Source organism: Streptomyces sp. RKAG337 (assembly GCF_023701715.1).
Lineage (GTDB): Bacteria > Actinomycetota > Actinomycetes > Streptomycetales > Streptomycetaceae > Actinacidiphila.
The window spans coordinates 6,709,703-6,722,600 of sequence record NZ_JAJOZA010000001.1; the positions used below are offsets into that span (position 1 = coordinate 6,709,703).

General features: G+C 71.1%; 8 protein-coding genes. 6 read left to right on the top strand and 2 right to left on the bottom strand.

Features of this window, described 5'->3' with window-relative positions; translation table 11 throughout:
* Nucleotides 1-11: 11 nt before the first annotated feature.
* From LNW73_RS29780 to LNW73_RS29790, 3 genes are all read left to right on the top strand, one after another.
* The gene (locus LNW73_RS29780; protein ID WP_250992020.1) at nt 12-1,385 is read left to right on the top strand and encodes a WS/DGAT/MGAT family O-acyltransferase; all 1,374 of its coding nucleotides are present in this window, start codon (nt 12-14) and stop codon (nt 1,383-1,385) included.
* A 123-nt stretch (nt 1,386-1,508) separates the two neighbouring features.
* The gene (locus tag LNW73_RS29785; protein WP_250974629.1) at nt 1,509-3,134 is read left to right on the top strand and encodes an MFS transporter; all 1,626 of its coding nucleotides are present in this window, start codon (nt 1,509-1,511) and stop codon (nt 3,132-3,134) included.
* Between the two features lie 61 nt (nt 3,135-3,195).
* Nucleotides 3,196-5,874: a SpoIIE family protein phosphatase gene (locus LNW73_RS29790; protein WP_250992021.1), complete on the top strand. Its 2,679-nt coding sequence runs from the start codon at nt 3,196-3,198 to the stop codon at nt 5,872-5,874.
* Here the strand turns inward: LNW73_RS29790 and LNW73_RS29795 are convergent.
* Entirely contained in the window at nt 5,871-6,782 is a 912-nt protein-coding gene (locus LNW73_RS29795) for an alpha/beta fold hydrolase (protein ID WP_250992022.1), read from the bottom strand. The two genes, LNW73_RS29790 and LNW73_RS29795, sit on opposite strands and share 4 nt — an antisense overlap.
* A 294-nt stretch (nt 6,783-7,076) precedes the next feature.
* On the opposite strand from LNW73_RS29795, the gene gdhA reads away from it, so the two are divergent.
* The 3 genes from gdhA to LNW73_RS29810 all read left to right on the top strand — a co-directional run bounded on the left by gdhA (nt 7,077) and on the right by LNW73_RS29810 (nt 10,816).
* Nucleotides 7,077-8,408, top strand: coding sequence for an NADP-specific glutamate dehydrogenase (gdhA, locus tag LNW73_RS29800; RefSeq protein WP_250992023.1), 1,332 nt, complete (start codon nt 7,077-7,079; stop codon nt 8,406-8,408).
* A gap of 96 nt (nt 8,409-8,504) precedes the next feature.
* Entirely contained in the window at nt 8,505-9,134 is a 630-nt protein-coding gene (locus LNW73_RS29805; protein ID WP_250992024.1) for an alpha-ketoglutarate-dependent dioxygenase AlkB, read from the top strand.
* Nucleotides 9,135-9,277: 143 nt separating this feature from the next.
* Nucleotides 9,278-10,816, top strand: a complete 1,539-nt coding sequence (locus LNW73_RS29810; RefSeq protein ID WP_250992025.1) for an ATP-dependent DNA ligase — start codon at nt 9,278-9,280, stop codon at nt 10,814-10,816.
* 69 nt (nt 10,817-10,885) lie between these two features.
* On the opposite strand, the gene LNW73_RS29815 is transcribed toward LNW73_RS29810, so the two are convergent.
* Nucleotides 10,886-12,676 (bottom strand): galactose-binding domain-containing protein, encoded by a 1,791-nt coding sequence (locus LNW73_RS29815; protein ID WP_250992026.1) that lies wholly within the window; start codon nt 12,674-12,676, stop codon nt 10,886-10,888.
* Between the last annotated feature and the right edge of the window lie 222 nt (nt 12,677-12,898).

Genomic DNA, 12,898 nt, shown 5'->3' on the forward strand with positions numbered 1-12,898 from the left:
CCGTGGACCGGATGAGCGCCTTGGATGCGGGCTTCTACTTCATCGAGGACGAGAACGTGCCGATGCACGTGGGATCGGTCCTGGTGTTCGAGGGGCCGGTGCCGTCGTACGGCGATGTCATCAGACTTCTGGTGTCCAAGCTCCCCGACGTGCCCCGGTACCGGCAGCGGGTCAAGAGCCTGCCGCTGCATCTGGGCCGTCCCGTCTGGGTCGACGACGAGCACTTCCAGATCCTCTACCACGTACGCCACACCGCGGTGCCCGCACCGGGCGGCGACGACCAGCTGCGCAACCTCGCCGGACGGCTCTTCGCCCAGCGCCTGGACCTCACGAAGCCGCTGTGGGAGATGTGGCTCGTGGAAGGGCTGGAGGGCGGCCGCTGGGCGCTCATCTCCAAGGTGCACCACTGCATGATCGACGGCATAGCCGGTACCGACATGATGCAGCTGGTGCTGGACTGGCGTAAGGACAGCGAACTGTCCGAACCCCGGCCCTGGACACCGGAGCCGAACCCGTCCACGTTCGACCTCGTCGCCGACGGCGTGCGCGACGCGGTGCTGACCCCGCTGGGACATCTGGCCGCCGTGCCCGCCCTCGCCCGGCGGCTGCGCAGCGGCTCCGAACTGCTCGGCATCGGCCGCGCCCTGGCCGGCAGTCTGCCGGACACCGCCCGCCGGCTCACCACCCGCGCGGCCGGCTCCCTCAACGGCTCCCTCGGCCCGCACCGCCGCTGGGTGTGGGCGAAGGCGGACCTGACGGAGACCAAGGAGATCCGCAAGGTCACCGGCGGAACGGTCAACGACGTCATCCTCGCCGCGATCACCCGCGGCTTCCGTGATCTGCTGGAGAGCCGCGGTGAGCTGTCCGAGGGCATGGTGGTCCGCACGATGGTGCCGGTCTCCGTACGCTCGCGGGACCAGCGCAACAAGCTGGACAACCGGGTGAGCGCCGTCCTGCTGAACCTGCCGGTGAGCGAGCCGGATCCGCAGGCGCGGCTCGCCGCGGTGCGCGAGCAGATGGACGACCTCAAGGGCAGCCGCCAGGCGGCGGGCGCCGACGCGATCACCGGTATGGCGAACTTCGCGGCGCCCACCCTGCTCGCACTGGGCTCGCGCACCGCCATGCGGTTCCCGCAGCAGTTCCTGCAGACCGTCACCACCAACGTGCCGGGCCCGCGGGTGCCGCTGTACATGCTGGGCCGGCGGCTGGCCGAGATCTACCCGTACGTGCCGATCGCCAGCACCATGCGGATCAGCGTCGGGATCTTCTCCTACCTCGGCCAGATCACCTTCGGCATCAACGCCGACTTCGACGGCGTACCCGACATCCAGGTGCTCGCGGACGGGGTCCGCGCGGGCTTCGACGAACTGCTCGCGCTGACCTGACACGCGCTCCGTCGCGGCCCCGGTGATCGATTGGCGGGGCCGTGCGGGCAGGCTTAGCCTCGAAGGAGTGACCGAATTCGTTCACTTCTGACCTGAGGCGCACGCATTCCCGCAGGCACTCTCATGACGGACTCTCAGACAGCATCCCCGGAGTCTGCCGCATCCCCGGAGCGGGGCCGCGGCAGCGGTATCGCACTCCTCGTCATCTGTTCGTGCCAGCTGATGGTGGTCCTCGACATCACCATCGTGAACATCGCCCTGCCGCACATCCAGACCTCGCTCGGTTTCTCGACCGAGAACCTGTCCTGGGTCATCAACGCCTACACGCTGACCTTCGGCGGACTGCTGCTGCTCGGCGGGCGGCTGGGCGACATCCTCGGCCGTCGCCGGGTCTTCATCTTCGGTGTGCTGCTCTTCGTGCTCGCCTCGCTGCTCGGCGGACTCTCCCAGGAATCCTGGCAGTTGCTCGCGGCCCGCTCGCTGCAGGGCGTCGGCGGCGCCATCGCCTCTCCCACCGCCCTCGCGCTCATCACCACGACCTTCCGCGAAGGGCCCGAGCGGAACAGGGCGTTCGGTGTGTTCGCCGCCGTCTCGGCGGGCGGCAGCGCGATCGGGCTGCTCGCGGGCGGACTGCTCGTGGAATGGCTCGACTGGCGCTGGGTCTTCTTCGTGAACGTGCCCATCGGGCTGCTGATCGTGCTCGCCACCCCCCGCTTCATCCGGGAGTCCGAGCGCCACGCCGGCCACTTCGACATCGTCGGCGCGCTCACGTCCACGCTGGGCATGGTGCTGCTCGTCTACGGATTCATCCGGGCCTCCAAGGACGGCTGGAGCGACAGCGTCACCATCGCGGCCTTCGCGGCGGCCGTGGTGTTCCTGTACCTGTTCATCAGCATCGAGCGCCGGTCGAGGCAGCCCATCACCCCACTGTGGATGTTCCGCGACCGCAATCGCGCCGGTGTCTACGGAATGATGCTGAGTCTGTCCGCCGCGATTTTCGGGATGTTCTTCTTCCTGACCCTCTTCGTGCAGAACATCCTGGGATTCAGTCCGCTGCGGGCCGGCCTCGCCTTCCTGCCGGTGAGCGCGATCATCGCGGTGGCTGCGGGGTTCACCTCGCAACTGCTGCCCAAGTGGGGACCCAAGCCCTTCATGGTGGTGGGGGCGGTGCTGGCCGCGGTGGGACTCGGCTGGCTGACGATGACCGATGTCGACAGCACATATCTGGGCAGCATCCTCGGCCCCATTCTGGTCTTCGGCACCGGCATGGGACTGCAGTTCGTGTCACTGACGCTGATGGCGGTATCGGGCGTCGAGGCGAGAGAGACGGGCGCGGCCTCCGGGATCCTCAACGCCACCCAGCAGGTGGGCGGGTCGCTCGGGCTGTCCGTCCTGGTCACCGTCTTCGGCACGGCCAGTCGCAACGAGGCCACCGACCAGGTCCCCCGGTTCCTGGCGCAGGCGACCCCGGCCCAGCAGCTGGAGTTCCGCAGGACCGGGCAGCTCCCGTCGCCCTGGGGCGACCAGGTGCTGACCTCGGGCATCTCCACGGCATTCGTCGCCGCGGCGGTCTTCGCCGTCGTCGGTGCGCTGATCGCCCTGCTGGTCATTCAGGTACGCCCCTCCGACCTGGAGCGTCTCCAGGGTGGCGGCGCTGTCCCGCTCGTGCCCGCAGAGGCGGGCGAGACGGCTTCCGAGGCGTCGCCGCGAGCGTCGGACACGCGCGATGTTCCCCCTCCGCCCGGCTGAGCGCCGGGCCCGTGCACTCCGACCACTCGCTTACCGGGGTCAACCGGGGTACACATAGGCCATGGCCCGGTTGACGGTCCGATCCTCGGGCGCCCAGCCGGCCGGCCGACGCAGGTGGATCAGGGGGATACGCAGCGTCGCCGGCCAGGTCTTCGCGCTGCAGGTGGTCGTGGTGCTCCTGTTGGTGCTCGCGGCGGTGCTGGCGCTCGTCCTGGAGTCGGAGCACGACAGTACGCAGGAGGCCCGCAACCGTTCGGTCGCGGTCGCCCAGACCTTCGCGAACTCCCCGGGAATCGTGGCGGCACTGCGGTCCCCGAACCCGACCGCGATCCTCCAGCCGAGGGCCGAGGCCGCCCGGATCAGCTCCGGGGTGGACTTCATCGTCGTGCTGAACACCGACGGCATCCGCTACACGCACCCCAAGCCGGACCGCATCGGCAAGAAGTTCGTCGGCAACTTCGAGCCGGCCCTGCAGGGCCAGGTGATCACCGAGCGGATCATCGGCACCATCGGGCCACTCGTCCAGGCCGTGGTCCCCGTCCGGGACACCGACGGCACGGTGGTCGGCCTGGTCTCCGCCGGGATCACGATCACCAAGGTCAGCGGGGTCGTCAACGGCCAGCTGCCGCTCATCCTCGGCGCCGCGGCCGTCGCGCTCGCCCTGGCCACGGTCGGGGCGGCACTCACCAGCAAACGGCTGCTGCGGCAGACCCACGGTCTGGGGCCGAGCGAGATGACCCGGATGTACGAGCACCACGACGCGGTGCTGCACGCGGTCCGGGAGGGCGTGGTCATCGTCGGCGGGGACGGCAGACTGCTGCTCGCCAACGACGAGGCGCGCCGGCTCCTCGGACTGCCGCCGGACGCCGAGGGGCGGTCCGTGGCGGGCCTCGGGCTCAGCAGCCGGGCGGTGCAGCTGCTGGCCTCGGAACAGGCGGTGAGCGACGAGGTCCTGCCGGCCGGCGACCGGTTGCTCGTGGTGAACGTCCGGCCCACGGACCGTAACGGCGGGCCCCCCGGCAGGGTCGCGACCCTGCGTGACTCCACGGAGCTGCAGGCGCTGTCGGACAAGGCCGAGGCGGGCCGCAGACGCCTGAGACTGCTCTACGAGGCCAGTGTGGCCATCGGCACCACCCTGGACGTCGTGCAGACCGCGCAGGAACTCGCCCGGGTGGCCGTCCCGCGGTTCGCCGACTTCGTCTCCGTCGACCTCGCGGTGCCCGTGCTGCGCGGTGAGGAGCCCTCGGGGACCTCCGGCACCCAGATGCAGCGGGTGGCCGTCAGCGCCATCAGGGACGATGCCCCGCTCTATCCGGTGGGCGAGCCGATCACCATCATCCCCTCCACTCCGCAGGCCTGGAGCCTCGACACCGGCCAGGGCGTCTTCGACCCCGACCTCGCGTCGTCCACCGACTGGAAGGTGCAGGATCCCGAGCGCGCCGACGCGATGCTCGAGTACGGCGTCCACTCGGTCGTCAGGGTCCCGCTGCTGGCCCGGGGCGTGCTGCTGGGCATCGCCAAGTTCTGGCGCTCCGAGCGGCCGGAGCGCTTCGACGAGGACGACCTCTCCTTCGCCGAGGAACTGGTCACCCGTGCGGCGGTGTGCATCGACAACGCCCGGCGCTACACGCGCGAGCACGCCATGGCCGTCACCCTGCAGCACAGCCTGCTGCCGCACGGCCTGCCCGAGCAGAACGCCGTCGAGGCCGCCTACCGCTATCTGCCCGCGCAGGCCGGCGTCGGCGGGGACTGGTTCGACGTCATTCCCCTGCCGGGAGCCCGGGTCGCGCTGGTGGTGGGCGATGTCGTCGGCCACGGCCTGCACGCCGCGGCCACCATGGGGCGGCTGCGTACCGCGGTCCACAACTTCTCCACGCTGGATCTGCCGCCGGACGAAGTGCTGGGGCACCTCGACGAGCTGGTCGGCCGGATCGACCAGGACCAGACGGCCGCGGGCTCCGGCGACGACGTCACGGGAGCGACCTGCCTGTACGCGATCTACGACCCGGTCACACGGCTGTGCACCATGGCCAGGGCGGGCCATCCGCCGCCCGCGCTGGTCCACCCGGACGGGACGGTGGAATTCCCCGAGCTGCCCGCCGGCCCGCCCCTCGGCGTCGGCGGTCTGCCGTTCGCGACGGTGGAGCTGCGGCTGCCCGAGGGCAGCCGACTGGTGCTCTACACCGACGGGCTCGTCGAGGACCGTGAGCGGGACATCGACGACGGCCTCGAACGGCTGCGCAGTGCTCTCAAGAACGCCGACCGGACCCCGGAGGAGACCTGCGAGGCGGTTCTCGAGGCCCTGCTCCCCGCCCACCCGACGGATGACATCGCCCTGCTCGTCGCCCGCACCAACGTCCTGCCGGCCGACCGGATGGCGGAGTGGGACGTACCCTCCGACCCCGCGGCCGTGTCCGAGGTCCGTGCCGAGGTCAGCCGGAAGCTGGCGAGCTGGGGACTGGACGAGACGGCCTTCGTGACCGAGCTGATCCTCAGCGAGCTCGTCACCAACGCCATCCGCTACGGCGCGGAGCCGATCAAGGTCCGGCTGCTGCTCGACCGCACGCTGATCTGCGAGGTGTCCGACACCAGCGACACCTCACCGCACCTGCGCTACGCCGCCACGATGGACGAAGGCGGCCGGGGACTCTTCCTCGTCGCCCAGTTCGCCGAGCGCTGGGGCACCCGCTACACCGCCGAGGGCAAGGTCATCTGGAGCGAACAGCCGCTCCAGGCCTAGCCCGTGGTGAGCCCTATGTCGTCCAGCCAGTCCAGCATCCGCGCGGCGACGACGTCCGGTATCTCCAGCTGCGGCACATGGCCGACACCGGGGAACGTCTCGAAGCGCCAGCCGGGATTGCGCGCGGCCGCCGCGCGGGCCGACCGCACCGGCACCAGCCGGTCCCGCTCCCCGCTCATGAGGAGGACCGGCATCCGCAGCGACCGCATCGCGGACCAGTACGCGTTCCGCCGCGCGTTCACCAGCACCAGTGAGCGCGCGGCGGCCAGGAAGGCCGCGTCGAGCCCCGGCACCGCCGCACGCCGCTCCGCCAGCTCGACCGAGGCGCTGACCAGCTCCTCGGGAACCGCCGACGGGTCGGCGCACACGAGCGCGAGCAGCCGCCGTACCTGCTGCCGGGCCGTGCTCCCGGTCCGCGACCGCGCGAGCAGCCGTTCGCCCACGCCCGGCACGGCGTAGAGCAGGAACGCCGACAGGATCAGCGGATCGGGCCGGGCCCCGAACGGCAGCGGCAGGGCGGGGTCCACCAGGACGAGTCCGGTGGCCGTCCCCGGACGGGCCGCCGCCTGCAGGATCGAGATCATCCCGCCCATCGAGTTGCCCACCAGCAGCGCCGGCTCCCCGATGACCTCCCGCAGGAAGCGGTCGAGCAGCGCGACGTTGTCGCGCACCGCCGTGCCCCGGCCCGCCGGCTCCGTCAGCCCGAATCCGGCCAGATCCACGGCCGTCACCCGCAGCCGGGGCGTCAGCAGCGGCGCGAGCAGGCACCAGTTGAGGTGCGACCCGCCGAGCCCGTGCACCAGGACGACCCGCGGCGCCTCCGGCGGCCCCCCGAAGTCGACCCAGTGGACGCGCCCGCCGAGGTCCGCGAAGCGGCTGGTTCCGCCCCAGTGGGCCACCGTCGTCATGGCAGCCAGTATTCGCCGCGGTGCTACCCGGCGGTAGGGGGCGGCGGCGGGCGGCGTCGTCGAGGCGGGTTCCGGGCCGCTCGACGCGCTCTCGAGCGGGCGTCGTCGATGCCCCCTCCACACTTACCAGGAGGTAACCCCTGATTTGTTCTGCGGTACTTGTGGACGTCAAGGGCCCGGTGTGAACATCGACCGCTACGGATCCGGCGGGGCCGCCGTGAACGCCGGGCCCGCCGCGCCCGTAGAACAGCGCACAGTGTTTCCGTCCGGCAGCCGCTCCTGAATGGACTCGACATGAAGCCTTCCTTCCGTGCCCAGCTGATAGAGCGGAACCCGGGCGAGCCCGAGTTCCACCAGGCGACACAGGAGGTGCTGGAGACCCTCGCGCCGCTGCTCGCGGCGCGTCCCGAGTTCGCCGAGGCGAAACTGGTCGAGCGGATCTGTGAACCGGAGCGCCAGCTGATGTTCCGGGTCCCGTGGCAGGACGACTCGGGCGAGATCCACGTCAACCGGGGTTTCCGGGTGGAGTTCAACAGCGCGCTGGGTCCTTTCAAGGGCGGTCTGCGGTTCCATCCCTCGGTGAACCTGGGCATCGTGAAGTTCCTCGGCTTCGAGCAGATCTTCAAGAACGCCCTCACCGGGCTGAACATCGGTGGCGGAAAGGGCGGCAGCGACTTCGACCCGCACGGCCGGTCGGACTCCGAAGTGATGCGCTTCTGTCAGTCGTTCATGACCGAACTCCACCGCCACCTGGGCGAGCACACGGACGTCCCGGCGGGCGACATCGGCGTCGGCGGCCGGGAGATCGGCTATCTCTTCGGCCAGTACAAGCGCATCACCAACCGCTGGGAGGCGGGCGTCCTGACCGGCAAGGGCCTGGAGTGGGGCGGCTCCCAGGCGCGTACACAGGCCACCGGCTACGGCAACGTCCTGTTCACCGCCGAGATGCTGAAGAAGCGCGGCGAGGACTTCGACGGCCAGCAGGTCACGGTCTCCGGATCGGGCAATGTCGCGATCTACACCATCGAGAAGGCCCAGTCCCTCGGCGCCAACGTCCTGACCTGCTCCGACTCCGGCGGCTATGTCGTCGACGAGAAGGGCATCGACCTCGAACTGCTGCAGCGGATCAAGGAGGTCGAGCGCGGCCGGGTCAGCGACTACGCGGAGCGGCGCGGCGCCTCGGCCCGGTATGTGGCCGGCGGCCGGGTGTGGGACGTGCCCGCCGACGTCGCCCTGCCGTCGGCGACCCAGAACGAGCTCGACGCGGACGCCGCCGCCGTTCTCGTCCGCAACGGTGTGAAGGCCGTCTCGGAGGGCGCCAACATGCCCACCACCCCGGACGCGGTCAAGCTGCTGCAGGCCGCCGGAGTCGCCTTCGGGCCCGGCAAGGCGGCCAACGCGGGCGGCGTCGCCACCAGCGCGCTGGAGATGCGGCAGAACTCCAGCCGTGAGTCATGGTCCTTCGAGCGCACGGCGGAGGAGCTCGCGACCATCATGCGCGGCATCCACGACACCTGCTACGACACCGCCGAGCGCTTCGGTGCCCCGGGCGACTACGTCACCGGCGCCAACATCGCCGGTTTCGAGCGCGTGGCCTCCGCGATGCTCTCCCAGGGCGTCGTCTGACCGGTCTCCCACTGGGCGGTGCCCAACGGGGGGTGGGTGGGAGGCGAGGTCCTCGCGCTAATCGCACAGATGTACGAATGCGTATAGGCTGGTCCCATGGCCGTACATCTGCAGAACTCGCTCTTCGACCAGGAGGACGCGATCGCACCGCGCCCGCTCGACGGGCTGCGCCGTACCGACATCGGGCTCGGCGCCTGGATCGACGTGCTGCCGCAGTGGCTCGTCGGGGCGGACGCGCTCTTCGAGGCGCTGGCGCGGGACGTCGAGTGGCGCGCCGAGCAGCGGGTCATGTACGAGCGGACGGTGGAGGTGCCGCGGCTGCTGTCGTTCTTCGGCGACCGCGACGCCCTGCCGCACCCGGCGCTCGACGCGGCCCGCTCGGCGCTGAGCCGGCACTACGCCACCGAGCTCGGCGAGCCGTTCACCACGGCCGGGCTCTGCTTCTACCGCGACGGACGCGATGGTGTCGCCTGGCACGGCGACACCATCGGCCGCGGCGGCACCGAGGACACCATGGTCGCGATCGTCTCCCTGGGGGCGCCGCGGAACCTGGTGCTGCGGCCGCGCTCCGGCGGCCCGGCCGCCGTGCGCATGCCGCTCGGACACGGCGACCTCATCGTCATGGGCGGCAGCTGCCAGCGCTCCTGGGAACACGCGATCCCCAAGACGGCACGGCCGGTCGGACCACGGATCAGTGTGCAGTTCCGGCCGCGCGGGGTGCGCTGAACCGGTAGCGGGCGGGATCGAAGTGAGGTCTGGGCGGGGCCGGTCCGGCGCCGGACCGCTTCGCCCCGGGAGACGGAACGGGAAAGCGGGTACGCATGGGCCACGCGCAGCCTTCACCGCCCCAGCCCTGGAGTTCCCCGCCCATGCTGCTTCACGAACTGGCCGTCACCTCCCAGGCCGTCGGCGCCGAGCCGGCCCGCAACGCGAAGATCGCCCTGCTGGCCGGATACCTCAGGAGCCTGGGGCCCGACGAGCTGCCCGCCGCCGTGGCCCTGCTGTCCGGTGAGTCCCGGCGGATGCGGATCGGGGTCGGCCCCGCCGGCCTGCGCGATCTGCCGCCGCCCGCCGGCGAACCGGAGCTCGGCGTGCGGGAGACCCAGGACGTACTGGCCGCGCTCGCCGCCGTGCACGGATCCGGCTCCCAGGGTGAACGGCGCCGGCTGCTCGAGGAACTGTTCGCCAGGGCCACCGCGCAGGAGCAGACGTTCCTGAGCGCGGTGCTGGTGGGCGAGCTGCGGCAGGGCGCACTGGACGCGGTGGTGGCGGACGCCGTCGCCAAGGCGGCCGGTGTGCCGGCGGCGGACGTCCGCCGGGCGCTGATGTTCCGCGGCTCCGCCCGCGCCGTCGCGGCGGCCGCGATGTCGGGCGGGAAGGAGGCGCTGCGCGCCTTCGGGCTGGAGGTCGGGCGCCCGGTACGGCCGATGCTCGCCGCCGCGGCTCCGGACGTCGCCGCCGCCCTGGAGCGGGTGAGCCCCGCCGCGCTGGAGTGGAAACTCGACGGGATCCGGGTCCAGGTGCACCGGAACGGGGACGACGTCTCCGTGTTCACCCGGAGCCTGGACGACATCACCTCCCGCGTACCGGAAGTGGTGGAAGCCGCACGCTCACTGCCCCTACGGACGGCCGTGCTCGACGGCGAGGCCATCACCCTCGGCCCGGACGGCCGGCCCCGCCCGTTCCAGGTGACCGCCGCCCGCACCGCCTCCCGGCAGGACCCGGAACAGCTGCGGGCGGAGGTGCCGCTGAGCGTCTTCTTCTTCGACCTGCTGCACCGCGACGGCGCCGACCTGCTCGATCTGCCCGCGGAACGCCGCTGGGCGGAGCTCGACGACGTGGTGCCGGCGGAACTGCGCGTGCCGCGCACCGTCACCGCGGACGCCGACGCCGCCGCGCGCTTCTTCCGCGAGGCGCTGGACCGCGGCCACGAAGGCGTGGTGGCCAAGGACCCGGCCGCACCGTACGCGGCGGGCCGCCGCGGCGCCGGCTGGATCAAGGTCAAGCCGCGGCACACCCTGGACCTCGTGGTGACGGCCGCCGAATGGGGTCACGGCAGACGCCAGGGATGGCTGAGCAACCTGCATCTCGCGGCACGCGGCGAGGAATCCGATCCCGCCCCCTGGGTGATGCTCGGCAAGACCTTCAAGGGGCTCACCGACGAACTGCTGACCTGGCAGACCACCGAACTGCTGGAGCGGGAGGAGACCCGCGACCGGTACGTCGTGCACGTCCGGCCGGAACTGGTCGTCGAGGTCGCCTTCGACGGCCTGCAGCGCAGCCCCCGCTACCCGGCGGGCCTCGCCCTGCGCTTCGCGCGCGTGCTGCGCTACCGCGACGACAAGACCGCGGCAGAGGCGGACACGGTGTCCACCGTGCGGGCGCTGGCCGCCGAGGAAGGACTGTGAGCCGTCACGTGCGGTGAGCCGTCCCGCCTCGTCCGGGTGCGGTGACCACCGCACCCGGACGAGACACGCCTACCAGCCCACCGCGACCAGCAGGTACTGCGGGTTCGCGTGGGAGACGAACGAGGACTGGCCGGCGTAGTCGTCGTACGGGAAGCCGTACGCCAGCTTGCTGATGCCGTGGTCGTGCCAGAACTTCGCGTAGTAGTTCGCCGGGCCCGCCTGGTAGTACAGGCTGGGATCCGACCACTGCGACTGCGGCAGCGTGGCGACATGCCGGTTGAGCGCCGAGCACATCCCCGGGCTCTCGGACAGGGTCCCCGCGCAGCCGAAGACGTCGGACGTGGGAGCGTTGACACCGACCGAGTTCGCGTAGGCGGTGTAGTAGTTCGCGTTCACCCCGCCGGCCCGGAACGTCGGGTCGCTGCCCGGCGCGATGATCCGGTACGGGGCCTGGGACTGCGCCAGCACCTTGAACTGCGCCGGCACCTCGTTGATGAACTTCTGGAAGGTGGCCGACCGGTCCTCGGCGAAGGTGGCCTGGTCCTCACCGACGGACACGTCGTACCCGTCGCGGGTGTGCAGCCGCATCGCGAGCTTCAGACCGAACGCGTCGACCCGTGTGGTGTTGCCGTTGAAGACGTTCGCGCCGACGGTGAACTCGATGAAGTCGAAGTACTGGCCGTTCGGCGTGCCGACGTAGAAGTACATCCGCCCGGCGGAGTTGACGGGCATGTCGAGGTACGGCTGGTCGGCGATCGAGTGGACCTGCCCGTTGTAGCTCCAGTAGACCTGGCTGTCCGGGTACTTGCCGTTCGTCCGGTTGAGGATCTTCAGCATGACGACGTTCTGCGCGGGCGGAATGGTGCTGGTGTCGCCCCAGAACGAACCGGGGTCCGTCGGGGGAGTGGTGGGCGGGGTGCCCGGGGAGCCGGAGTGCACCTGGAACTCCCACAGCGAGTAGCCGTAGGCGGTGGCCCGGGCGGTGCCGTTCATCCGGACGTAGCGGCCGGTGCCGTTGACGTCGAGGGTCTGGGTGCCGCCGGTTCCGGTGGTGGTGGAGTAGACGGTGGTCCAGTTGCCGGTTCCGGTGTCGGAGACCTGGATCTGGAAGCCGCTGGCGTACGCCGCCTCCCACTGCAGGACGACCTGGCAGATCTGCTGCGACGCGCCGAGGTCGACCTGGACCCACTGCGGGTCGCTGAACGCGCTGGACCAGCGGGTGCCGGTGTTGCCGTCGAACGCGGCGCTCGCCGCACTCGCGGCGTTCTCCGTGGACGACGCGGTCGCCGGACGGTTCAGCGCGGCGTTGGCGGAGCCGCAGCCGCCGGGGGTGAGGACGCCGTAGACCTGGAACTCCCACAGGGAGTAGCCGTAGGCGGTGGCCCGGGCGGTGCCGTTCATCCGGACGTAGCGGCCGGTGCCGTTGACGTCGAGGGTCTGGGTGCCGCCGGTTCCGGTGGTGGTGGAGTAGACGGTGGTCCAGTTGCCGGTTCCGGTGTCGGAGACCTGGATCTGGAAGCCGCTGGCGTACGCCGCCTCCCAGGTCAGCCCGATCCGGCTGACCGAGGCGGTGGCCCCGAGGTCGACCTGGATCCACTGCGGGTCGCCGAACGCGCTGGACCAGCGGGTGCCGGTGTTGCCGTCGACGGCCGCGCCGGCGGGGGTTGCGGCGTTCTCGGCGGAGGACGCCGTCGCCGGCTTCCCCTGCGAGAGCAGCGCGCCCGCCGCGTGGGCCGGCGGCTGCGTCACGACGAAGAGCAGGCCCGCCAGTAACGCGGTCAGCAGGGCGATGAGCAGAAACGGTCGGCGCTTGTCGCGGCTCAACCGATGGCGCACCAGCAAGGAACGATCGCCTGACATGGCATCTCCTGAACGGGTGGGGGTCCGTGATGGAGCCGGAAACGCCGAGAGAGCGCTCTCCCGGTGAGGTGATGTTTACAACCGCGTTTCCTCGGCGTCAAGAAGTAGCCCCATAATCGCCCCAACCCACCTGCTGACAACGAGGGTTGAACACGCGCCGAGCGCGGGGACCCGTCCTGTCGGATCCCCGCGCTCGGCGGTTCTTCTGCACATCGGGCCGGC